General features: G+C 71.0%; 18 protein-coding genes and 1 tRNA gene. 13 read left to right on the top strand and 6 right to left on the bottom strand.

Going from position 1 to position 22,277, the window contains the following annotated elements:
- Window positions 1-47 precede the first annotated feature (47 nt).
- The gene (locus ACWDD9_RS07900) at window positions 48-1,628 is read right to left on the bottom strand and encodes an MFS transporter (protein WP_449811175.1); all 1,581 of its coding nucleotides are present in this window, start codon (window positions 1,626-1,628) and stop codon (window positions 48-50) included.
- Between the two features lie 205 nt (window positions 1,629-1,833).
- Between ACWDD9_RS07900 and ACWDD9_RS07905 the strand changes: the two genes are divergently transcribed.
- Entirely contained in the window at window positions 1,834-2,826 is a 993-nt protein-coding gene (locus ACWDD9_RS07905; protein ID WP_449811121.1) for an Lrp/AsnC family transcriptional regulator, read from the top strand.
- 64 nt (window positions 2,827-2,890) lie between these two features.
- On the opposite strand, the gene polA is transcribed toward ACWDD9_RS07905, so the two are convergent.
- On the bottom strand, window positions 2,891-5,578 hold the full coding sequence (gene polA, locus ACWDD9_RS07910; RefSeq protein ID WP_449811176.1) for a DNA polymerase I: 2,688 nt from the start codon (window positions 5,576-5,578) through the stop codon (window positions 2,891-2,893).
- 224 nt (window positions 5,579-5,802) lie between these two features.
- Here polA and ACWDD9_RS07915 point away from each other — a divergent pair, with 224 nt between their 5' ends.
- The 6 genes from ACWDD9_RS07915 to ACWDD9_RS07940 all read left to right on the top strand — a co-directional run bounded on the left by ACWDD9_RS07915 (window position 5,803) and on the right by ACWDD9_RS07940 (window position 12,721).
- Complete coding sequence (locus tag ACWDD9_RS07915) at window positions 5,803-6,315, top strand: PaaI family thioesterase (RefSeq protein ID WP_380738784.1); 513 nt, start codon at window positions 5,803-5,805, stop codon at window positions 6,313-6,315.
- 601 nt (window positions 6,316-6,916) lie between these two features.
- Window positions 6,917-8,143, top strand: coding sequence for a branched-chain amino acid ABC transporter substrate-binding protein (locus ACWDD9_RS07920; RefSeq protein ID WP_049651560.1), 1,227 nt, complete (start codon window positions 6,917-6,919; stop codon window positions 8,141-8,143).
- A 177-nt stretch (window positions 8,144-8,320) separates the two neighbouring features.
- Window positions 8,321-9,250 carry a branched-chain amino acid ABC transporter permease gene (locus tag ACWDD9_RS07925; protein WP_049651559.1) on the top strand — a complete coding sequence of 310 codons (930 nt, stop codon included), beginning with the start codon at window positions 8,321-8,323 and terminating at the stop codon, window positions 9,248-9,250.
- A gap of 5 nt (window positions 9,251-9,255) precedes the next feature.
- Complete coding sequence (locus tag ACWDD9_RS07930) at window positions 9,256-11,187, top strand: branched-chain amino acid ABC transporter permease (protein ID WP_449811177.1); 1,932 nt, start codon at window positions 9,256-9,258, stop codon at window positions 11,185-11,187.
- A gap of 8 nt (window positions 11,188-11,195) precedes the next feature.
- A complete protein-coding gene (locus tag ACWDD9_RS07935; RefSeq protein WP_049651563.1) occupies window positions 11,196-12,008 on the top strand; it encodes an ABC transporter ATP-binding protein in 813 nt (270 codons plus the stop codon).
- Complete coding sequence (locus ACWDD9_RS07940) at window positions 12,005-12,721, top strand: ABC transporter ATP-binding protein (RefSeq protein WP_049651557.1); 717 nt, start codon at window positions 12,005-12,007, stop codon at window positions 12,719-12,721. Before ACWDD9_RS07935 ends, ACWDD9_RS07940 begins: the two co-directional genes overlap by 4 nt.
- 59 nt (window positions 12,722-12,780) lie before the next feature.
- Here the strand turns inward: ACWDD9_RS07940 and ACWDD9_RS07945 are convergent, their stop codons facing one another.
- The gene (locus tag ACWDD9_RS07945; RefSeq protein WP_049651556.1) at window positions 12,781-13,437 is read right to left on the bottom strand and encodes an ANTAR domain-containing response regulator; all 657 of its coding nucleotides are present in this window, start codon (window positions 13,435-13,437) and stop codon (window positions 12,781-12,783) included.
- 100 nt (window positions 13,438-13,537) lie between these two features.
- Between ACWDD9_RS07945 and ACWDD9_RS07950 the strand changes: the two genes are divergently transcribed.
- A tRNA-Leu gene (locus ACWDD9_RS07950) sits at window positions 13,538-13,610 on the top strand.
- A 74-nt stretch (window positions 13,611-13,684) separates the two neighbouring features.
- Here ACWDD9_RS07950 and ACWDD9_RS07955 read toward each other — a convergent pair.
- From ACWDD9_RS07955 to pyk, 3 genes are all read right to left on the bottom strand, one after another.
- Entirely contained in the window at window positions 13,685-13,984 is a 300-nt protein-coding gene (locus tag ACWDD9_RS07955) for a helix-turn-helix domain-containing protein (protein ID WP_117487392.1), read from the bottom strand.
- Entirely contained in the window at window positions 13,981-14,340 is a 360-nt protein-coding gene (locus tag ACWDD9_RS07960; RefSeq protein ID WP_117487393.1) for a type II toxin-antitoxin system RelE/ParE family toxin, read from the bottom strand. The genes ACWDD9_RS07955 and ACWDD9_RS07960 overlap by 4 nt, the downstream gene beginning before the upstream one ends.
- A 110-nt stretch (window positions 14,341-14,450) precedes the next feature.
- On the bottom strand, window positions 14,451-15,881 hold the full coding sequence (gene pyk / locus ACWDD9_RS07965) for a pyruvate kinase (protein WP_049651553.1): 1,431 nt from the start codon (window positions 15,879-15,881) through the stop codon (window positions 14,451-14,453).
- A 343-nt stretch (window positions 15,882-16,224) separates the two neighbouring features.
- On the opposite strand from pyk, the gene ACWDD9_RS07970 reads away from it, so the two are divergent.
- The 5 genes from ACWDD9_RS07970 to ACWDD9_RS07990 all read left to right on the top strand — a co-directional run bounded on the left by ACWDD9_RS07970 (window position 16,225) and on the right by ACWDD9_RS07990 (window position 22,261).
- A complete protein-coding gene (locus ACWDD9_RS07970) occupies window positions 16,225-17,313 on the top strand; it encodes a substrate-binding domain-containing protein (protein WP_049651552.1) in 1,089 nt (362 codons plus the stop codon).
- Window positions 17,310-18,965, top strand: a complete 1,656-nt coding sequence (locus ACWDD9_RS07975) for a VWA domain-containing protein (protein WP_449811122.1) — start codon at window positions 17,310-17,312, stop codon at window positions 18,963-18,965. Before ACWDD9_RS07970 ends, ACWDD9_RS07975 begins: the two co-directional genes overlap by 4 nt.
- A complete protein-coding gene (locus ACWDD9_RS07980) occupies window positions 18,952-19,512 on the top strand; it encodes a hypothetical protein (RefSeq protein ID WP_449811123.1) in 561 nt (186 codons plus the stop codon). Before ACWDD9_RS07975 ends, ACWDD9_RS07980 begins: the two co-directional genes overlap by 14 nt.
- A 267-nt stretch (window positions 19,513-19,779) precedes the next feature.
- Entirely contained in the window at window positions 19,780-21,615 is a 1,836-nt protein-coding gene (locus tag ACWDD9_RS07985; RefSeq protein ID WP_049651205.1) for a bifunctional metallophosphatase/5'-nucleotidase, read from the top strand.
- Window positions 21,616-21,691: 76 nt separating this feature from the next.
- A complete protein-coding gene (locus ACWDD9_RS07990; RefSeq protein ID WP_049651206.1) occupies window positions 21,692-22,261 on the top strand; it encodes a Uma2 family endonuclease in 570 nt (189 codons plus the stop codon).
- Window positions 22,262-22,277 lie beyond the last annotated feature (16 nt).

Raw genomic sequence — 22,277 nt, forward strand, 5'->3', positions numbered from 1 at the left:
CACCACGGGGATCGCCCCGGAGCGCCGGTCGGCCGAGCCGGCCGCTGTCACGGGGTGTGCTGCGACCCCTGGGTGGACGCGCTGCCCGCGGTGACGAGGACGGGGCCGGCGGCGGTCCGCGGCGCCGGGGCCCCGGCGCCGCGACGGCCGGGCGCGGCGGGCGCGGCCGGCCGCAGGAGGACGGCGCAGGCGAGGGCGGCCAGCAGGGCGAGCGAGGCCGACACGACCAGGCAGAGCTGGAGGCCGTCGAGGAAGGAGCCGCTGAGCGCGCTCAGGGCCGGCCTGGTGGCGGGGCCGAGGTCGAGCCCGGCGACGGCGCCGAGGCCCTGTTCCCGGGCGACGGCGAGGACGTGGCCGCCGGTCTCCGTGGGCACGCCGGCGTCGGCGAGGCGGCCGGGCAGGGCGTCGAGGGCGCGGGTGGTGAGCAGGGTGCCGAGGACGGCGGGGCCGAGGGCGCCGCCGAGCTGGCGGAAGGCGTTGTTGCCCGCCGCGGCCATGCCGGCCAGGTGGTGCGGTACGGAGGAGACGGCGGAGGCCGTCATCGGGGTGAGGACGGCGCCGATGCCGAGGCCGAGCAGGACCAGGCGCCAGGCGAGCGACCCGTACGAGGTGGCCGCGTCGACGCCGGTCAGCGACAGCAGCGAGCCCGCCATCACCACCAGACCGGTGGTGATCATGACCCGGGGGGAGACCCGGTGCATCAGCCGTCCGACCGGGACGCCCGCGACCAGGGACGTCCCGGACACCAGGACCATCCGCAGTCCGGCCTCCCACGTGCTCAGGTGCTGCACCAGGCCGAAGTACAGGCTCAGGACGAAGAAGAAGCCGATCAGCCCCAGGAAGCTGATCATGGCGACCAGTGACGTGGCGGCGAAGGCGGGGCTGCGGAACAGGGCCAGGTCGAGCATCGGGCTGTCGCTGCGGCGCTCCACGAGGACGAACGCGACGGCGCTGACGGCGCCGATCACCAGGGCCACCACCACGGAGGGCGTGCCGAAGCCGTCGGCGCCGCCCTCGATCACGCCGTAGACGACGGCGGTGACCGTGACGGCCGCGCTGATCTGCCCGGGCCAGTCGAGCCGCCGGCCGTGCGGCGCCCGGGAGTCGGGCAGCAGGAAGGCCGCGACGACCAGTACGACCAGGGACACCGGGATCGGCAGGAGGAAGATCCAGCGCACCGCGACGTGCTGCTGCAGCAGCCCGGCGATCAGCGGTCCCATGGCCAGCGAGGCCAGCATGGACATCGCCCACAGGCCGATGAACCTCCCGCGCTCCCGGTGGTCGGGGACGGCGTGGCTGATCAGGGCCAGCGTGGTGGGCAGCAGGGCCGCCGCACCCAGTCCGGAGGCCGCCTGCCCGACCCACAGCGACTGCACCGAGTCCGCGGTCAGCGAGACGGCCGCGCCCAGGGCGCAGAAGGCCATGCCCGCCTGGAACACCCGCTTGCGGCCGTGGACGTCGCCCCACACCCCGGTGGTCAGGATCAGCGCGGCCATCGGCAGCACGAACGCGTCCGAGACCCAGGACAGTTGGGAGGTCGAGGCGCCCAGCACCCGCTGGAGCGCCGGCAGGCTCACGGACACGGTGGTCACGGGGAGGTAGGCGACGAAGACGCCCAGGCAGGCCATGACGAGCGTGACGCCTCGTCCGGCCACGGGGCGCTGCACCGTTGCGGAGTTCACGGGGTGGTTCCTTCGACTGCGGGATGCCGCGCGGGCACCGGTTGCTGGGGGCACCGCAAAGCTTCGGCCCCACGGGCGGGGAATCCCCAAGCGATCCCGGTAGACGTACCGGAACCTCCGTTCCGGCCCGCACCTGTGTCAGGATTCCTCCGTGCCTGACGATCTGGACCGCAAAATCATCCACGGGCTCTACAGCGCCCCCCGGGTCTCGTTCCGCCGCCTCGGCGAGGTCGTGGGGGTGTCCGAACAGACCGTGGCCCGCCGCTACAACGCGCTGCGGCGCGGCGGGATCCTGCGCGTCATCGGGCAGCGGAGCCCGTCCGCCCACGGGCAGGCGGAGTGGGTCGCGCGGCTGCGCTGCCGCCCGGAGGCCGTGGGGCCCGTCGCCGACTCCCTGGCCCGCAGGCCCGAGGTCGGCTACGCCAGCATCGCCTCCGGCGGGTCGGAGATCATCTGCACCATCCGCTCGGCCGCCGGCACCGGGCGCGACGACGTCCTGCTGCGGCAGCTCCCGCGCGCCGCCTCGGTCCTCGACATGAGCGTCGACCTCCTCCTGCACGCGTTCGGCGCCCCGGACGCGGTCGGCTGGGCCGGCGGGGAGCGCTCCCTGACCGACGAGCAGGTGCGACTGCTGACGGCGGAGCGCCCCGTGGCCGCCGGGCCGCCGCTCGCCCCGGCCGACGAGGACCTCCCGCTCTTCGAGGCCCTGGCGGAGGACGGCCGCGCCTCCCACACCCGCCTGGCGGAGGTCACCGGCTGGTCCACGCCCCGGGTCGCCCGCCGGCTGGAGGCCCTGGAGGCCTCCGGCTCCCTCGCCTACGGCATCGACATCCTGCCGGAGCGCCTCGGCTACGAGCTCAACGCCGTCCTCTGGCTCCAGGTCGACCTGCCCGGGCTCGACCGGATCGGCGAGGAGCTCGGCCGGCACGACGAATGCGCCTTCGTCGCGGCGACCAGTGGCAGGCACAACCTCATGGCCGTCGTCATCTGCCGGGACACCCCCGACTTCTACCGCTACCTCAGCGGCCGCCTGGCCCGCATCGAGGGCATCAGGGGCTACGAGATCAGCATCCGCGTCCGCCGCCTCAAGCAGTCCGTGTCCCTGATCCACCACGGACGGCTGATCCACCCCCCGCTGGGCTGACGCGGGCGCACCGAGGAACGGGCCCGGACGCCTCGCGCGCCCGGACCCGCCCGAAGGCCACCCGTCAGTGCGCGGCGGCCTCCCAGTTCGGGCCGACGCCGACCGAGACGTCCAGCGGGGCGCGCAGCGGGTAGGCGCCCGCCATCTGCTCGCGGACGACGGCCTCGACCCGCTCGCGCTCGCCGGGGGCCAGCTCCAGCACGATTTCGTCGTGCACCTGGAGCAGCATCCGGGAGGTGAGGCCGGCCGTGCGCAGCGCCTCGTCGACCCGGAGCATGGCGATCTTGACGATGTCGGCGGCCGAGCCCTGGATCGGGGCGTTGAGGGCCATCCGCTCGGCCATCTCGCGGCGCTGGCGGTTGTCGCTGTTGAGGTCCGGCAGGTAGCGGCGGCGGCCGAGGAGGGTCTCGGTGTAGCCGGTGGCCCGGGCCTCGTCGACGACCCGGCGCAGGTAGTCCCGGACGCCGCCGAAGCGCTCGAAGTAGGTGTCCATCAGGCCCTGGGCCTCGGTCGGCTTGATGCCGAGCTGCTGCGAGAGCCCGTACGCGGACAGCCCGTACGCCAGGCCGTAGGACATCGCCTTGATCTTGCGGCGCATCTCGGCGTCCACCGCCGCGCCCGGCACCTCGAAGACCTGGGAGGCGACGGTGGTGTGCAGGTCCTCGCCGGAGGCGAAGGCCTCCAGTAGCGCCTCGTCCTCGGACAGGTGCGCCATGATCCGCAGTTCGATCTGCGAGTAGTCGGCGGTGAGCAGCGACTCGTAGCCCTCGCCGACGATGAAGGCGCGGCGGATCGCCCGGCCCTCCTCGGTGCGGACCGGGATGTTCTGCAGGTTCGGGTCCTGCGAGGAGAGCCGGCCGGTGGCGGCGACCATCTGGTTGAAGGTGGTGTGGATCCGGCCCTTGGGCGAGACGGTCTTGAGCAGGCCCTCGACGGTGGTGCGCAGCTTGGCCTGGTCGCGGTGGCGCAGCAGGATGACCGGCAGTTCGTTGTCGGTCTGGGTGGCCAGCCAGGTGAGCGCGTCGGCGTCGGTGGTGTAGCCGGTCTTGATCTTCTTCGTCTTGGGGAGCGCGAGCTCGCCGAAGAGGATCTCCTGGAGCTGCTTGGGCGAGCCGAGGTTGAACTCGCGGCCGGCGGCGGCGTGCGCCTCCTCCACCACGCGCTGGATCTCGGCGGCGAACTGCGCCTCCAGCCGGGTGAGCCACTCGCGGTCGGCGGCGATGCCGTAGCGCTCCATGCGGGCGAGCAGGGCGGCGATGGGCAGTTCCATGTCGCGCGTCAGCTCGACGGCGCCGACCTCGGCGAGGCGGGTGTCGAAGAGCGCGGCGAGGTCGAGCACGGCGCGGGCCTGGAGCATCAGCGACCGGGCGGCGGCCGTCTCGTCCTCCTCCGGCGCGTCGAAGGAGAGTTGGCCGCTCTCGGTGGCGGGGGCCGGGGTGAGCGAGCGGCCCAGGTACTCCTCGGCGAGCACCTCCAGGGTGAAGGTGCGGCGGCCGGGCTTGATCAGGTAGGCGGCGAGCGCGGTGTCGGCGACGACGCCGTCGATCGTCCAGCCGCGCTCGGCGAAGGCGCGCATGACGTGCTTGGCGATGTGCAGGGCCTTGGGGGCGGCGGCGTCGGCGAGCCAGCCGGCGAAGGCCCGCTCGTCCTCCTCGGCGAGCAGCGCCGGGTCGAACCAGGCGGCCGTCTCTCCCGCGGCGAGGGCGACTTCGGTGACCTCGCCGGTGCCGAGCGCCCACTGGTAGACGGCGGCGAGGGCGACGGTGGTCTTGCCGTCGGAGGCGTGCTCGGCCAGCCAGGCGGCCAGGGTGCCCGGGTCGGTGAGGAGTTCGCCGTCCACCTCGACGCCGGGGGCGAGCTCGGCCTCGGCGGCGTCCGAGCCGGTGGACGGGTCGATGCCGAAGACGCGGTCGCGGAAGTTGGCGTTGCGGAACTCCAGCGACTCCATCAGGGTGCCGACGGCGTCCTTGTCGAACGGCTTGCGGTCCAGGTCGGTGACGCCGAGCGGGAGTTCGACGTCGCGGACCAGCTCGGTGAGCACCCGGTTGCGCTTGACCGAGTCGAGGTGGTCGCGCAGCTTCTCGCCGATCTTGCCCTTGACCTCGTCGGCGCGGGCGACGAGTTCGTCGAAGGAGCCGAACTGGTTGACCCACTTGGCGGCCGTCTTCTCGCCGACGCCGGGGATGCCGGGCAGGTTGTCGGACGGGTCGCCGCGCAGCGCGGCGAGGTCCGGGTACTGGCGCGGGGTGACGCCGTACTTCTCGGCGACCTTCTCCGGGGTGTAACGGGTGAGCTCGGAGACGCCCTTGGTCGGGTAGAGCACGGTGACGTGGTCGGTGACCAGCTGGAGCGAGTCGCGGTCGCCGGTGACGATGTCGACGTCGTAGCCGGCCGCCTCGGCGGCGGTGGCCAGGGTGGCGATGATGTCGTCGGCCTCGAAGCCCTCGGCCGTCAGCCGGGGGACGTGCATGGCGTCGAGCAGTTCGCCGATCAGGCCGACCTGGCTCTTGAACTCGTCCGGCGTCTTGGCGCGGTTGGCCTTGTAGTCGGGGAACTCGACGGAGCGGAACGTCTGCCGGGAGAGGTCGAAGGCGACGGCGAGGTGGGTGGGCTGCTCGTCCCGGACGGTGTTGGCGAGCATCGAGGCGAAGCCGTAGACCGCGTTGGTGGGCTGGCCGGTGGAGGTGTTGAAGTTCTCCACGGGCAGGGCGTAGAAGGCCCGGTAGGCCATCGAGTGCCCGTCGAGCAGCATCAGCCGGGGCCGCGGGCCGGCCCCGCCGCCACCCGTCGCGCCCTTGTCCGTACTCTGCGTAGCCACGTCAACGTCCGTTCCTGCCGATTCCACTACCGGCCACCGATCCTATGGCCCGGCACCGACAAAAAGGACGCCGCGCCGGTCCGGCCACCGCTGCTACCTATGAGTAGGACGGTCGTACGATCACAGGCGGCACACCCCCGAGCGGCAGGAGTTCCCCCATGACCGACGCGGTCCCCGACACCGCCCCCGAGACCGTCCCCGGCACCGCCCCCGACAGCGCGCACGACGGCACGCCCGTCCTGAACGTCCCGCAGGACGTGCTGGACCACTTCGCCAAGCTCGGCGTGAACGCGCAGACCTTCTCCGGCGGCCACCTCGGCGAGAAGCTCGGCATCCGGATCGTCGAGGCCTCCGGCGACCGCGTGGTCGGCACCATGCCGGTGGAGGGCAACCAGCAGCCGTACGGGCTGCTGCACGGCGGCGCGTCGGCGGCGCTGGCCGAGACGCTGGGCTCGATCGGGGCGATGCTGCACGCCGGTCCCGGCCGCTACGCGGTCGGCGTGGACCTCAACGCCACCCACCACCGCTCGGCCACCTCCGGGCTGGTGACCGGGGTGGCGACGGCCGTGTTCAAGGGCCGCACCGCCGCCACCTACGAGATCGCGATCACCGACGACACCGGCCGGCGGATCACCAGCTGCCGACTGACCTGCATGCTGCGCGACCTCTGACCGAACTCCGAGGCGTGACAACGTCCGCACAGCGGACCGGAGTTCACTCCGGACAACATCAAGTCCCTTTTCCGCCCCCTTGTTTGACCTTCCGCCACCTTGGGCAGGCGTTGGTCTGGACAAGGGGGCGTTCACATGTCCGGGCGCGGTCGGCACACATCCCGCGCTCGTAACGCTGCGTAACAAGTAGGAAATCCGATCAATTGCCGGTTCCGAGGCCTTCAGGCGCCCCGGGACCACTCGACCGCGCCCCCGTTGTCCGCAATGCGGACGCTCAAGGTCGGAAGCAGGGCATCGGACACGAGCGTCCGATAATCGGCGCTGCCAGCTGCAACCCCCATTTCTGGGCCTTACATCGCCCTACCAGCGCGTAAACGCCCGCCATCTCGGGATCGATCGAACCGGAACGACCACATGGTGAGACAAATACTCCGTGTGCTCATAACAAGAGAATCACAGCCTGCGCCCAGTACTGCCCGAGTCGCCCAAGGGCATCTAGAGTCACGGCCAGTCACCGCGCCATTCGATTGGGCCAGGCCCTCCGCGCACTCCGGCTCCCGCCACTCCGGCGCGGGCGCCTCCTGAACCGAAGGGGACCCTCGTGCGTCACCGTTCAGCAGTTGTCGTGAGCATTGCCGTTATCGGTGCCCTCAGCCTCAGCGCCTGCGGCTCCCGCGGAGAGAAGAAGGCCGACGGCGGCAACTCCAACTCCGGCTCCACCACCGTCGTCATCGGCGTCGACTCCCCGCTCACCGGCGACCTCTCCGCCCTCGGCCTCGGCATCCGCAACTCCGCCGACCTCGCGATCAAGAAGGCCAACGAGACCAACGAGGTCCCCGGCGTCAAGTTCGAGATCAAGGCCCTCGACGACACCGGCAAGCCCGCCCCCGGCCAGCAGAACGCCACCCAGCTGGTCGGCGACCCCAAGGTCCTCGGCGTCGTCGGCCCGCTCAACTCCAGTGTGTCGCAGTCGATGCAGCAGATCTTCGACGACGCCAGCCTGGTCCAGGTCTCCCCCGCCAACACCGGCGTCGCCCTCAGCCAGGGCGAGAAGTGGGCCAGCGGCGAGAAGAAGCGCCCGTTCACGTCCTACTTCCGCACCGCCACCACCGACGCCGTCCAGGGCCCGTTCGCCGCCCAGTTCCTCTACAACGACGCCAAGAAGACCAAGGTCTTCCTGATCGACGACCAGAAGACCTACGGCGCGGGCCTGGCCGGCACCTTCAAGGGCGAGTTCACCAAGCTCGGCGGCCAGCTCGTCGGCGAGGAGCACGTCAACCCCGACGACCGCGACTTCGCCGCCATCGTCACCAAGGTCAAGAGCTCCGGAGCCGAAGCCGTCTACTACGGCGGCGAGTACCCCGCGGCCGGCCCGCTCTCCCTCCAGCTCAAGGAGGCCAACGTCAACATCCCGCTGATGGGCGGCGACGGCATCCAGAGCGGCGACTTCATCAAGCTCAACCCCAAGAGCCAGGGCGACTACGCCACCGCCGTCGGCCTGCCGGTCGAGAGCCTGGACACCGCCAAGAAGTTCATCGCCGACTACAAGGCGGCCGGCTACAAGGACGCCTACGAGACCTACGGCGGCTACTCGTACGACAGCGCCTGGGCCATCATCCAGGGCGTCAAGCAGGCCGTGAAGGACAACAACGGCAAGGTCCCCGACCGCAAGGCCGTCCGCGACGCCGTCCAGAAGGTCAGCTTCGCCGGCGTGACCGGCACCGTCTCCTTCGACGAGTTCGGCGACACCACCAACAAGCAGCTCACCGTCTACACCGTCAAGGACGGCAAGTGGGCCGTGGAGAAGTCCGGCACCTTCAAGGGCTGATCCAGGGCCGGTTCAGGGACTGGCCGAAGAATCGCCCTTTCAACTGACTCCCAGTCACCACCGGTACCGCCGACGCCACTTCACCACCACCACGCGCGGGGGCGCCACGAGTGCCCCCGCGCGCACCCACATCCACCACCCACGCGGACACCCCGAACGCACTACGGAGGCCCAGCGGTGCACGACCTACCGCAGCAGCTGGCCAACGGCCTGATCCTCGGAGCCCTCTACGGGCTCGTCGCGATCGGCTACACGATGGTCTACGGCATCGTCCAGCTCATCAACTTCGCCCACGGCGAGATCGTCATGGTCGGCGGCTTCGGCGCCCTGACCGCCTACCTCGCCCTCCCCGGCGGCACCACCCTGTGGCTGGCCCTGCCGCTCATGCTGATCGCCGGCATCCTGGTCTCCACCCTCACCGCCGTCGCCGCCGAGCGCTTCGCCTACCGCCCGCTGCGCAACGCCCCACGGCTCGCCCCGCTGATCACCGCGATCGGGCTGTCCATCCTGCTCCAGCAGCTCGTCTTCTCCTTCTACCCGGACGCCAAGAAGGCCCGGGTCTTCCCCAAGATCCCCGGCGACCCGTTCAGCCTCGGCTCCGTCACCATCCAGCGCAGCGACCTCTTCCTGATCATCGCCGCCCCGCTGTGCATGCTCGCCCTCGGCTGGTTCGTCACCCGCACCCGCTCCGGGCGCGCCATGCAGGCCACCAGCCAGGACCCGGACACCGCCAAGCTGATGGGCATCGACACCGACCGCATCATCGTCATGGCCTTCGCCATCGGCGCCGCGTTCGCCGCCGTCGCCGCCGTCGCCTACGGGCTGCGCAGCGGCCAGGTCGACTTCCGGATGGGCTTCATCCTCGGCCTCAAGGCCTTCACCGCCGCCGTCCTCGGCGGCATCGGCAACATCTACGGCGCCATGCTCGGCGGCCTCGCCCTCGGCCTCGCCGAAGCCCTCGCCACCGGCTACATCCAGCACCTGCCCGGCATGCACCTCTTCGGGGGCGGCGCCTGGAAGGACGTCTGGGCCTTCGTTCTCCTCATCCTCGTCCTCCTGATCCGGCCCCAGGGCCTGCTCGGCGAGCGCGTCGCGGACAGGGCGTGACCACCATGACCACCACCCACACCGAGACGACCCCGGTCATCCCGCTGCCGGCCCGCGCCGCCGCCGCCGTCACCGGACTCGGCGCCCTCGCCACCGCCGCCTCCGCCGCCATGTCCTGGACCTGGACCTCCGACTTCCCCGGCGACCTCACCTACTACGGCTCCCCGGCCGGCCTCCAGTGGCTCGCCCTCGCCGCCGGCCTGCTCACCCTGGTCCTGCTGCTCGCCGCCCAGGGCGTCCCCGGCCTGCGCTGGGCCGCCCCCACCCGCAGCAACAACGCCGTCCTGTACGCCGCCACCGGCGCCCTCACCGTCGCCGTCTACGCGGTCGCCGCCATCTCCTCCGAGCTCGGCGGCACCACCAACCTCGAACCCGGCGGCTGGGTGCTCGCCGCGGGCGGCCTGCTCGCCGTCCTCGGCGCCCTCGGCCTGCCCCTCGACCGCCGCACCGCCGTACCGCTGCGGATCCTCGACAGGCGCCTCTTCCTGCTCGTCCCGGTCGCCCCCGCCGCCTGGTTCGGCGCCCACGCCATCCCCGGCGACAAGCCGGTGGCCCCGGTCATGACCGCCCTGTCCGGCGGCCTCGCCATCGCGGCCGCCGTCGTCCTGCTGCTCCAGCTCGGCCACCTCGCCAACAGCGGGCTGCGGCTGGGCCGGATCGACCGCCCGCTGGCCGCGCCGCGGGCCCTCCCCTCCTGGGTCGAGGTGCTGCTGATCGCCCTCGCCTTCGGGACCGGACTGTTCGCGATCACCTTCGGCATCGACACCGAGTACGGCGAACTCTTCACCGGCTACCTGCTGTTCGTCGCCCTCGCCGTCCCCGCCCTGACCAGGTCCGGCCTGCTCGCCCGGCTGCGCGCGCTGACCGTCAAGCACCGCCCGGTCACCACCGGCGCCGCCTTCGCCGCCGCCGCCGGCTTCCCGTTCACCCAGACCAGCGACCAGTACACCTCGGTCGCCACCAACATCCTGATCTTCGCCACCGTAGCCCTCGGCCTCAACATCGTCGTCGGCCTGGCCGGCCTGCTCGACCTCGGGTACGTCGCCTTCCTCGGCGTCGGCGCCTACGCCGCCGCCCTGGTCTCCGGCTCCCCCGCCTCGCCCATCCACGTCCAGTTCCCGTTCTGGGCCGCGATGCTCACCGGCGCCGTCGTCTCGATGGTCTTCGGCGTCCTGATCGGCGCCCCCACCCTGCGGCTGCGCGGCGACTACCTCGCCATCGTCACCCTCGGGTTCGGCGAGATCTTCCGCATCACCATGCTCAACCTCAACGGCACCACCGGCCCCAAGGTCACCAACGGCTCCAACGGCATCCCGCGCATCCCGGACCTGCAGATCCTCGGCTTCGACCTTGGCAAGCCGCACACCGTGGCCGGCGTCGAACTCGGCCGCTTCTCCAACTACTACCTGCTGATGCTGCTGGTCACCGCCCTGGTCGTGCTGGTCTTCGCCCGGGTCGGCAACTCCCGCATCGGCCGCGCCTGGGTCGCCATCCGCGAGGACGAGACCGCCGCCGAGGCCATGGGCATCAACGGCTTCCGGCTCAAGCTGCTCGCCTTCGCCCTCGGCGCCCTGCTGGCCGGCCTGGCCGGCACCGTCCAGGCCCACGTCAGCTACACCGTCACCCCCGACCAGTACACCTTCGCCGAGGCCCTCCCGCCGAACTCCGCCTTCCTGCTCGCCGCCGTCATCCTCGGCGGCATGGGCACCATCAGCGGCCCGCTGGCCGGCGCCACCCTGCTCTTCCTCATCCCGAAGAAGCTCGAGTTCCTCGCCGACTACCAGCTCCTCGCCTTCGGCGCCGCCCTCATCGTCCTGATGCGGGTCCGCCCCGAGGGCCTCATCCCCAACCGGCGCCGCCAGCTGGAGTTCCACGAGGCCGCCGTCCCGGCCCAGGCCGCCGGCGAGCCGACCGCACTCACCAAGTCAGGGGCGTGACCGACCCGATGACCACCACCACCGCCGCACCCCTGCTCGAAGTCACCGGCGTCACCATGCGCTTCGGCGGCCTCACCGCGGTCAACGACGTCTCCCTGACCGTCGGCGAGGGCGAGATCATCGGTCTGATCGGCCCCAACGGCGCCGGCAAGACCACCTTCTTCAACTGCCTCACCGGCCTGTACGTCCCCACCGAGGGCGCCGTCCGCTACCGCGACACCCTGCTGCCGCCCAAGCCCCACCTCGTCACCCAGGCCGGCATCGCCCGCACCTTCCAGAACATCCGGCTGTTCGCCAACATGACCGTCCTGGAGAACGTCCTGGTCGGCCGGCACACCCGCACCAAGGAGGGCATCTTCTCCGCCATCCTGCGCGGCCCCGGCTACCACCGCGCCGAGGCCGAGAGCCGCGAGAAGGCCATGGAACTCCTGATGTTCACCGGCCTCGCCGAGAAGGCCGACCACCTCGCCCGCAACCTCCCGTACGGCGAGCAGCGCAAGCTGGAGATCGCCCGCGCCCTCGCCTCCGAACCCGGCCTGCTGCTGCTCGACGAACCCACCGCCGGCATGAACCCCCAGGAGACCCGGGCCGCCGAGGAACTCGTCTTCGCGATCCGCGACAAGGGGATCTCCGTCCTCGTCATCGAGCACGACATGCGCTTCATCTTCAACCTCTGCGACCGCACCGCGGTGCTCGTCCAGGGCCAGAAGATCGTCGAGGGCGACCGCGAGACCGTCCAGAACGACGAACGCGTCATCACCGCCTACCTGGGCGCCCCGCTCGAAGGCACCACCCCCGCCGTTACGGAGTCCGACCAGTGACCGCACTTCTCGAGGTCGAGGACCTCCGCGTCGCCTACGGCAAGATCGAAGCCGTCAAGGGCATCAGCTTCACCGTCGAACAGGGCGAGGTCACCACCCTCATCGGCACCAACGGCGCCGGCAAGACCACCACCCTGCGCACCCTGTCCGGCCTGCTCAAGCCCACCGCCGGACGGATCACCTTCGACGGCCAGGACCTCTCGGCCGTCCCCGCCCACAGGATCGTCGCCCTCGGCCTCGCCCACTCCCCCGAGGGACGGCACATCTTCCCCCGGATGACCATCGAGGAGAACCTCCTCCTCGGCGCCTTCCTGCGCACCGACGCGGCCGGCATCACCGCGGACGTCGAACGGGCCTACACCCTGTTCCCGATCCTCGGCGAACGCCGCCGCCAGGCCGCCGGCACGCTCTCCGGCGGCGAGCAGCAGATGCTCGCGATGGGGCGGGCCCTGATGTCCCGGCCCAAGCTGCTCATGCTGGACGAGCCCTCCATGGGGCTCTCCCCGCTGATGATGCAGAAGATCATGTCCACCATCGTGGAACTGAAGTCCTCCGGTACGACCATCCTCCTGGTCGAGCAGAACGCCCAGGCGGCCCTCTCCCTCTCCGACCGCGGCTACGTCATGGAGACCGGCCGCATCGTCCTCTCCGGAACGGGCGCCGACCTCCTGCACGACGAGTCCGTCCGCAAGGCCTACCTCGGCGAGGACTGAGCCCCTGCACGCGGAAGGGCCCGGCAGAAACGTTCTTCTGCCGGGCCCTTCCCGCACGCCTACTCGGGCTTGGCCTCTTCCGCCTTCTTGCGGTCCTGGGCCTCGCCCTCCTCGATGACCGCCTCGGCCACCGCCGCCATCGTCATCCGACGGTCCATCGACGTCTTCTGGATCCACCGGAAGGCCGCCGGCTCGTTCAGCCCGAACTTGGTCTGCAGCACGCCCTTCGCCCGGTCCACCAGCTTCCGGGTCTCCAACCGCTGGCTGAGATCCCCGATCTCCTTCTCCAGCGCCCGCATCTCGGCGTACCGGGACACCGCCATCTCGATCGCCGGCACCAGGTCCGACTTCGAGAACGGCTTGACGATGTACGCCATCGCCCCCGCGTCCCGCGCCCGGTCCACCAGCTCCCGCTGCGAGAACGCCGTCAGCATCAGCACCGGCGCCAGGTGCTTGTCGTGGATCTGCTCGGCCGCGGACAACCCGTCCAGCACCGGCATCTTCACGTCGAAGATCGCCAGATCCGGCTTCAGCTCCTCCACGAGGCGCACCGCCGTCTCCCCGTCGCCGGCCTCACCGACGACGGTGTACCCCTCCTCCTCCAGCATCTCCTTCAGATCGAGACGGATCAGCGCCTCGTCCTCGGCGATCACGATCCGGGTGATCTGGGGCGTATCGGTCTCAAGCGGCTGCGCCTGCTCGTCGGCGGTGCTCACGGGGCTCCTAGTTCCGGCGGGGTACTGCATGCACGAGGGTACCTAGACACGGTATGTTTAGGGCATTCAGGGTCGGGGGCAACCTTCGATTCTGCGGTTGGCCCCGATAGCCCAGCGGTAGAGGCAGTGGTCTCAAACACCATCCAGCGTGGGTTCGAATCCCACTCGGGGTACCTCTCCTTCATTTCGAAGGATCGTCGACATGGCATGCCTTCACCAACTGTGGATGAAGAGCAGCTGATGTGACTCAGCTCGCCTTGTCCAACGGCTCCAGCTCGACAGTGAGCCTCATGCCGAGTGCTTCGGCGAACCTCTCCAGGACCACGATCGTGGGCATCGTCCCGCCCGCCTCGAAGCGGGCCACGGCCGGCTGCTGCATGCCGAGGGCCACCGCCAACTGAACCTGCGTCATTCCGAGGGCCTCGCGGCGCAGGCGGACGGCCTCACCGAGCTCGAAGCGGATCCGGGCAGCCTCGTACGCGGCACCGGCTCCGGGACGGTTCATGATCTCCTCGCGCATGGCCCGCCAGGACGTGCGTTCGCTCATCCCACCCACTCCTCGTCCTCGTCCACGGTGTGCTGCTCGACGACGCACCGACGCATCGCCCGCCTCGCCCGCTCGACCTCGCCGACCTCCCGCATACGCGTCTTGCGGAACACCGTCAGCAGGATGATCCTCCTACCGGTTGCGATCCAGTAGGTGATGCGCATCTCCAGTTCGTTCAAATGGAAGCGCAGTTCCCTCAGCTTTCCGTCCAACTGCCGGGTGTGCGGCTCTCCGAGCAGCGGCCCGCGGACGGCGAGCAGTTCGATATAGAAGGCGACCGTTTCCTGGTCGTCCTGGCCCATCCCGAGGATCCAGTCCCGGACCTCCGGTTCGAGTTCCACCTCTCCCCAAGTCATAACACGAATGTTATGGACGCACCAGGCGCCTCCCCCGCCGTTCCGACGGCGGGCGGGCGACGTCCCGTCGAATGGGGGACGCCGCCCGCGGACAGCCGTACGAGGATCGCTCAGGCGTCCAGCGTCCCCACGTGGTGGACGCGGACGAGGTTGGTGGAGCCGGCCAGGCCGGGGGGTGAGCCGGCGGTGATGACGACGATGTCGCCCTTCTGGCAGCGGCCGAGGGAGAGGAGGGCCGCGTCGACCTGTTCGACCATCTGGTCGGTGGTCGGGGCGAACGGGCCGAGGAAGGTCTCCACGCCCCAGGTGAGGGCGAGTTGGCTGCGTACGGCCGGTTCGTAGGTGAAGGCGAGGACGGGGATGGGCGAGCGGTAGCGGGTGAGCCGGCGGGCGGTGTCGCCGGACTGGGTGAAGGCGATCAGGTACTTGGCGTGCAGGAAGTCGCCGATCTCGGCGGCCGCGCGGGCGACGGCGCCGCCCTGGGTGCGCGGCTTGTTGCCGGTGGTGAGCGGCGGGAGGCCTGCGGCCAGGATGTCGTTCTCGGCGGCCTCGACGATCCGGGCCATGGTCTTGACCGTCTCGACGGGGTACTTGCCGACCGAGGTCTCGCCGGAGAGCATCACCGCGTCCGTCCCGTCGAGGACGGCGTTGGCGACGTCGGAGGCCTCGGCGCGGGTCGGCCGGGAGGTGTTGATCATCGAGTCGAGCATCTGGGTGGCGACGATGACCGGCTTGGCGTTGCGGCGGGCGAGCTTGATGGCGCGCTTCTGGACCAGCGGGACCTGTTCGAGGGGCATCTCCACGCCCAGGTCGCCGCGGGCCACCATGATCCCGTCGAAGGCGTCGACGACGGACTCCAGGTTGTCCACCGCCTGCGGCTTCTCGATCTTGGCGATGACCGGGACGTGCCGCCCCTCCTCCGCCATGATCCGGTGGACGTCCTCGATGTCCCGTCCGCTGCGGACGAACGAGAGCGCGATGAGGTCGGCCCCGGTCCGCAGTGCCCACCGCAGGTCGGCGACGTCCTTGTCGCTGAGTGCGGGGACGGAGACGGAGACGCCGGGGAGGTTGAGGCCCTTGTGGTCGGAGACCAGGCCGCCCTCGATGACGAGGCACCGTACGTGCGGCCCGTCGACGGCGACGACCTCCAGGGTGACCCGGCCGTCGTCGACCAGGATGCGCTCCCCGCGGCCGACGTCCCCGGCGAGCCCGGAGTAGGTGGTTCCGCAGCGGTCCTTGTCCCCCACGACGTCCTTGTCGGTGGAGATGGTGAACTCGTCGCCGCGTTCGAGAAGTACCGGCCCGTGGGCGAAGGTGTCGAGCCGGATCTTCGGGCCTTGAAGGTCGACGAGGACGCCGACGCTGCGGCCGGTCTCGTCGGCGGCCTTGCGGACGCGGCGGTAGCGTTCCTCGTGCTCGGCGTGCAGGCCGTGGCTGAGGTTCAGTCGGGCGATGTCCATCCCGGCGTCGACCAGGGATTTGATCTGGTCGTACGAGTCGGTGGCGGGCCCGAGGGTACAGACGATTTTTGCTCGGCGCATAGTGCTGAGACTAGGCATTACCGACGCGTAACCTCGACGCGGGTCCGGACTGCGGGATGACCGTTGCCGTAAGGCGAGTTGAACAATCTGACACATCCTCGGACCGCTGTGCGAACACCCTTCCCCACGCCCCTCCCGCGCTCCCTCCGCACGCCTCCCGCGCCGCCCGCGCCGCCCGCCGCCGCGATGCCGATGCGATTCCGTGAAGGCCTGTTCACCCCTGGTTCATCGCCGCTTCCGCCCCCGCTCCCCGCCCGGCGGGACGCTCGTCACCCCCGGGTCGCGGCCCGGGCGTCCGGGCCACCACCCGGACGAAGGAGCGGGCGAGGGGGAGGCGTTCGGTATGCGACGCGCACTGGGGGTGGTCGCGGCCCTGGTCCTGCTGGGCGGGGTCGGCTACGCGCTGATCGACCACAACGGACCGGACACCAAGACGGTCACCGTCACCGGCCTGATCGGCTCGGAGAAGCGCGCCTTCTTCGAGAACGACGAGGTCAAGGCCGAGTTGGCGAAGCAGGGCCTGCTGGTCCGGGCGGACTCGACCGGCTCCTGGACGATGAGCGACCAGGCGGCCAAGACCCCGGGGCTGGACTTCGCCTTCCCGGCGAGCGCGGCACCGGCCCGGGAGATCCAGCGCATCTGGAAGCTGCAAGACTCCCCGCTGGTGCCGTTCTACTCGCCGCTGGTGATCGTGGCCCACCCGTCGGTGGCCGAGGTCCTGCAGAACAACAAGCTGGCCGAGCTGGACCCCGTCAGCGGCGTCTGGACCTTCCGGATGGACGAGTACGTCAACGCCCTGAAGGGCGGCCGCAGATGGGAGGGCCTGTCCGGCGCCGACAAGCACCCCGAGCTGTCCGGCCAGCTCTTCGTGACCACCACCGACCCGGAAAGTTCGTCCTCCGGCGCGATGTACCTCGCGCTGCTCTCCTACGTCGCCAACAACCACCAGGTGGTGTCGGACGACGCCGGCGTCGCCGCCGTCAAGGACGTCCTGCACACCGCGAACGCGCTGCAGGGCATCCAGAAGAGCAGCAGCGACGAGCCGTTCCGGGACTTCGGCGCGGGGATCGGCAACCCGCTGATCTTCGCGTACGAGTCGCAGGCCGCCACCCTGGCGCTGCAGAACAAGCCGACCGGGGACATGGTGGTGCTGTACCCGGACACCACGGTCTACTCGGACCACACCCTCGTGGCCCACACCGACAGCGGCCGCAAGCTCGCCGACGTCCTCCAGAACGACGAGGTGCTGCGCAACCTGGAGGCCCGGTTCGGCCTGCGGCCGCAGGCCAAGCCGGAGGCCTTCGCGAACCTGATGCGGGAGAAGAAACCGACCTTCGCACCCGATCTGACCGCCGCCAGGATCAAGCAGGCGACCCTGCCCTCGCTGGACAACCTGCAGAAGCTGACCGCCGCGGCGAAGGGGACCAAGTGACCAACCCGACGAAACGCCGCGGCTGGCTCACGGCCGCGCTGGCCGCCGTGCTCGCCGCGGCCACCGCCTGCACCTCCACCGGCGGCGGCGACCCCGCCCCGAAGCCCACCGACCCGCCCGCCGAGACGGCCCGCCCCGGGGTGCTGCGCGTCCTGGCCGGCAGTGAACTCCAGGACCTGGCACCGGTCCTGGAGGACGCCCGGAAGGCCACCGGGGTGACCGTGCAGTTCTCCTGGACAGGCACCCTGGACGGCGCGGACACCGTCGCCTCGGGCCGGGCCGACGGCAAGTACGACGCCGTGTGGTTCCCGTCCAACCAGTACCTGCGGCTCGATCCGGCCGGGAAGTCCAAGCTGGTCTCGGAGACCCCGGTGATGGTGTCGCCGGTGGCGATCGGCGTGCGCTCCTCGGCGCTCGGCGAACTCGGCTGGGGCGACGGCTCGAAGGTCACCTGGGCGCAGGTCGGTGCCGCGGCCTCGGCCGGCAAGCTGCCGTACGGGATGGCCGACCCGTCCCGCTCCAACTCGGGCTTCTCCACCCTCGTCGCGGTGGCTTCGGCCTTCTCCGGCGCGGGCGCGGCGCTGACCGACGCGGACGTGCAGAAGGCCGCCCCGCAGCTGAAGGAGTTCTTCAAGGGCCAGAAGCTGACCTCGGGTTCGTCCGGCTGGCTGGCGCAGGCGTACACCCGGGCCGAATCGGGCGTGGTGGGCGCGCTGGTGAACTACGAGTCGGTGCTGCTGTCGCTGAACCGGACGCTGTCGCCGCAGCAGCAGCTGACCGTGGTGCGGCCGGTGGACGGCGTGGTGTCGGCGGACTACCCGCTCTCGCTGATGTCCTCCGCCGCGCAGGAGCAGCGCGACTCCTTCCAGCGGCTGACCGCGTACCTGCTCAAGGAGGACGTGCAGAAACGCATCTCCGAGGTGACGCTGCGCCGCCCGGTGACGGTGGGCGCGGCCCCGGCCGCCGGACTGCCCGCGGACCGCCGCCGGGAGCTGCCGTTCCCGGGCACCAGGGCGGTCGCGGACGGCCTGCTGGCCTCGTACCAGAACGAGCTGCGCCGCCCGTCCCGGACGGTGTACGTGCTGGACACCTCGGGCTCGATGGAGGGCTCGCGGATCGCCGCGCTGAAGAGCGCGCTGGGCCGGCTGACCGGGTCGGACGACACCCGCGGGGTACGCCGCTTCCGGGACCGCGAGGAGATCACGCTGCTCTCCTTCGCCTCTGCGGTGAAGTGGACCAGGACCCACGTGGTGCCGGCCACCGGCGGGACTCCGGGCCCGGAGGCGGAGCTGGCCTCGATCGACGCGGACGTGCAGTCGCTGGCCGCCTCCGGCGGGACGGCGGTGTACTCCTCGCTGGAGGAGGCGTACCGGGTGATCGAGCGCCAGCAGGCCGCGGCCGGCGACGACCGGTTCACCTCGATCGTGCTGATGACCGACGGGGAGAGCAACGCCGGTGCGACGGACGGCGACTTCAAGCGCTTCCACGACGCGCTGCCGGCCGGGGAGAAGGCGATCCCGGTGTTCCCGATCAGGTTCGGGGAGGCGGCGGTGAACCAGCTCCAGGGGATCGCGGACCTGAGCGGCGGCAAGCTGTTCGACGGGACGGGCTCGCTGGACGGGGTGTTCGAGGAGATCCGTGGCTACCAGTAACGGGTTCGGCCCCCGGGCGCTGCGCTACCTGGAGTCGGCCCGCAACCTGGTCGGCTGCGCGGGCGGCGCGGTCGGCCTGGGGCTGCACTTCGCCGGGCTGGGCGGGGTCTGGTGGCCGGGGGTCGTGGCGGGGCTGTACGGGGTGGGCGCGCTGCTGACGCCCGCCCCGAAGCCCCGGCCGCCGCTCCCGCCGCGGCCGGAGCCGCAGCCGCGGCCGCCCGAGGTCTCCGCTCCTCCGGCCCCCGGGCCGGAGCCGGTCCCCGCACCGGAGCCCGCCTCCGCGCCCGACCCGGAGCTGGTGGCGCTGGCCGCCTACCTGGACACCGTGCCGCTGCCGCCCTCCGCCGGGGTGGACGGCCTGCTGGCGGCGCTGCGCGCGGCCGGCCCGGGCCCGGTGGCGGAGCGGATCGTCCGGCACCGGCTGCCGGTCGCGGTGGCCGGCTACCTGCGGGCGCGGACCTGGCAGCCCTGGGCGGGGCCGGACGATCCGGACCCGGCGGTCCAGCTGGGCCGCGAGGTCGACCGGTTGGCGGGCGAGCTGGCCTGACCGGGCGTCGGCCGGCCCGCGCCCTTCGCACCTCCGCACCTCAGGCCTCCGCGCCTCCGTACCACCCCACGTCTCCCCCACGCCCGTCACGAACGAGTCGCCAAGATCTCACCTCCTGGACAGGTCAGGGGGCTATTCAGCACCCCGGCTCGCACGGCACACTTCTACGCGCGTCCCTCTACGCGCGTCGACGCGTGCACGCACACTTTTGTTCACGAACACCAGTTGACGGTCCATCCGCCGTCGTCCCACTCGGGAGAGTCGTCCATGACCCTGAACCGCCGTGACTTCGTCACCCGGTCCGCCGCCACCGCCGCCGGCGCAGCCCTGGCCGGCGGTGCCGCCCTGGCCGCCGCCCCCTCCGCCGCGGCCGCCCAGCCGGACGCGGCGGCCGCCAAGGGCCAGCAGCGCAAGCCGCGCACGCAGGCCTTCACCGTCATGGGCACCACCGACCTGCACGGCCGGGTGCTCAACTGGGACTACTTCACCGACGCCGAGTACACCGACAAGGCCCACAACGCGGTCGGCCTCGCCAAGATCTCCACGCTGGCCAACCAGGTGCGCGAGGAGAAGGGCTGGGACCGCTGCCTGCTGATCGACTCCGGCGACACCATCCAGGGCACCCAACTGTCCTACTACTACGCCCGGATCGAGTCGATCGACACCGAGGCCAACACCGTGCCGGACCACCCGATGGCCGTCGCCATGAACCTCATGGAGTACGACGCCGCCGCGCTCGGCAACCACGAGTTCAACTACGGCATCCCGCTCCTGAAGGCCTACGAGGAGCAGCTGGAGTTCCCGCTGCTGGGCGCCAACGCGCTGAACGCGAAGAACGAGAAGCCGGCCTTCAAGCCGTACGTGATCAAGGAGCTGCGCCTGGGCGGCGGCCGCCCGGTGCGGGTCGGCATCCTCGGCCTGACCAACCCGGGCATCGCGATCTGGGACAAGGCCAACGTCAGCGGCAAGATGGTCTTCCCGGGCATCGTGGAGACCGCCGCCACCTGGGTGCCGAAGATGAAGGCCGCGGGCGCGGACGTCATCGTGGTGTCGGCGCACTCCGGCTGCGACGAGGCGACCACCTGGGGCGACCAGCTGCCGTGGGCCGAGAACGTCTCGGTCGCGCTGGCGGAGACCGTCCCGGACATCGACGCGGTGCTGGTGGGCCACGCCCACAAGGAGGTCCCGCAGCGCCTGGTCGTCAACAAGAAGACCGGCCGCACGGTCGTCCTCTCCGAGCCGCTCTGCTACGGCCAGCGGCTGACCTGCTTCGACTTCGAGGTCGAGTTCACCGGCGGCGCCTGGAAGGTCGCCTCGGTCTCCTCCCGGCTGCTGAACTCCAACACCGTGCCGGAGAACCCGGAGATCACCGACGCGATCGCCGGGCAGCACAAGAAGGTCGTCGCGTACGTCAACCAGAACATCGGCACCAGCAAGATCGCGCTGTCGATCGCCGACGCCCCCTTCAAGGCCACCCCGATCATCGACCTGATCGGCCGGGTCCAGGCCGACGCCGTCAAGGCCGCGCTGGCGGGCGGGCAGTACGCCAACCTCCCGGTGCTGGCCCAGGCCGCCCCGTTCAACCGCACCGCCCTGATCCCGTCCGGCCAGGTGAAGCTGCGCGACGCCGCGGGCCTCTACATCTACGAGAACACCCTGGAGGCCCGCATCCTGACGGGCGCCCAGCTCAAGGACTACCTGGAGTACTCGGTCAAGTACTACAACCAGCTCGCCCCGGGCGCCCCGGTCGACAAGGACAAGCTGACCGGCGCCGAGGCCACCCCGGACTACAACTACGACTCGCTCTACGGCCTGAGCTACGACATCGACATCGCCCAGCCGAAGGGCTCGCGGATCGTCAACCTGTCCTTCCAGGGCAAGCCGATCGACCCGGCCGCCGAGTTCGTCCTCGCCGTCAACAACTACCGTGCCAACGGCGGCGGCAACTTCCCGCACGTCGCCAAGGCCAAGATGGTCTGGTCGAACTCCGACGAGATCCGCAACACCATGATCGCCTGGGTGAAGGCCAAGGGCGTCATCGACCCCGCCGACTTCTTCACCGACTCCTGGCGCCTGGTCCGCGCCGGCCAGCCGGTCTTCTGATCCGCACTCCCCGAGCGAAAGGCCGTCGCCCCGTCCGGCGACGGCCTTTCGGCCTATCCGGTGGAAGAATGGCGCCATGAGCGAGTTCCAGATCCCCGAGCGCCACGCGAGGCTGCTGGCCTACGCGGAGAGCCTGACGCCTCCGGCCGGGTGGAAGATCGAGATCTCCGGCGACGAGATCATCATGATGGCCGGCCCCTCGGTGATCCACCAGCGCAACCTGCTGCTCGTCCGCGAGCAGTTCGACGCCCACCGCCCCGCCGAAACGATGCCGAGCGAGAACACCGACCTCGCCTCCCCGAACGTCGGCAAGCTCCGCAACCCCGACCTGACCTACATCCCCCTCTCGGCGCTGGAGGAGGGCGGCAACCAGGTCCCCGCCGAGCAGGCGGCCATCGCGGTGGAGATCGTCTCCCCGTCGAACCCGGAGAACGACCTGGTCGGCAAGGTCCGCGACTACCCACTGATGGCCATCCCGCTGTACCTGCTGATCGACCCGCGCGAGGGCGACCTGACGCTCTACGCCGAGCCGTCCGACAGCGGCTACCGCTGGCGCTGGAACGGCAAGTTCGGCGACCCGGTCCCGCTCCCGGCCCCCTTCGGCTTCGAGCTCGCCACCGACGCCCTGCTCCGCTACCCCGCCTGACACCACGGGCCTCCCG

Source organism: Kitasatospora sp. NPDC001119 (genome assembly GCF_053598475.1).

What these genes read in the sequence shown, in the direction of transcription:
- ACWDD9_RS07900 (WP_449811175.1), bottom strand. Translation starts at nt 1,628, where the DNA reads ATGGCCTGCCTGGGCGTCTTCGTCGCCTACCTCCCCGTGACCACCGTG.
- polA (WP_449811176.1), bottom strand. Translation starts at nt 5,578, where the DNA reads ATGCTGCTCGACGGGCACTCGATGGCCTACCGGGCCTTCTACGCCCTG.
- ACWDD9_RS07915 (WP_380738784.1), top strand. Translation starts at nt 5,803, where the DNA reads ATGACCGACGCGGTCCCCGACACCGCCCCCGAGACCGTCCCCGGCACC.
- ACWDD9_RS07930 (WP_449811177.1), top strand. Translation starts at nt 9,256, where the DNA reads ATGACCACCACCCACACCGAGACGACCCCGGTCATCCCGCTGCCGGCC.
- ACWDD9_RS07935 (WP_049651563.1), top strand. Translation starts at nt 11,196, where the DNA reads ATGACCACCACCACCGCCGCACCCCTGCTCGAAGTCACCGGCGTCACC.
- ACWDD9_RS07955 (WP_117487392.1), bottom strand. Translation starts at nt 13,984, where the DNA reads ATGAGCGAACGCACGTCCTGGCGGGCCATGCGCGAGGAGATCATGAAC.
- ACWDD9_RS07960 (WP_117487393.1), bottom strand. Translation starts at nt 14,340, where the DNA reads ATGACTTGGGGAGAGGTGGAACTCGAACCGGAGGTCCGGGACTGGATC.
- pyk (WP_049651553.1), bottom strand. Translation starts at nt 15,881, where the DNA reads ATGCGCCGAGCAAAAATCGTCTGTACCCTCGGGCCCGCCACCGACTCG.
- ACWDD9_RS07970 (WP_049651552.1), top strand. Translation starts at nt 16,225, where the DNA reads ATGCGACGCGCACTGGGGGTGGTCGCGGCCCTGGTCCTGCTGGGCGGG.
- ACWDD9_RS07985 (WP_049651205.1), top strand. Translation starts at nt 19,780, where the DNA reads ATGACCCTGAACCGCCGTGACTTCGTCACCCGGTCCGCCGCCACCGCC.
- ACWDD9_RS07990 (WP_049651206.1), top strand. Translation starts at nt 21,692, where the DNA reads ATGAGCGAGTTCCAGATCCCCGAGCGCCACGCGAGGCTGCTGGCCTAC.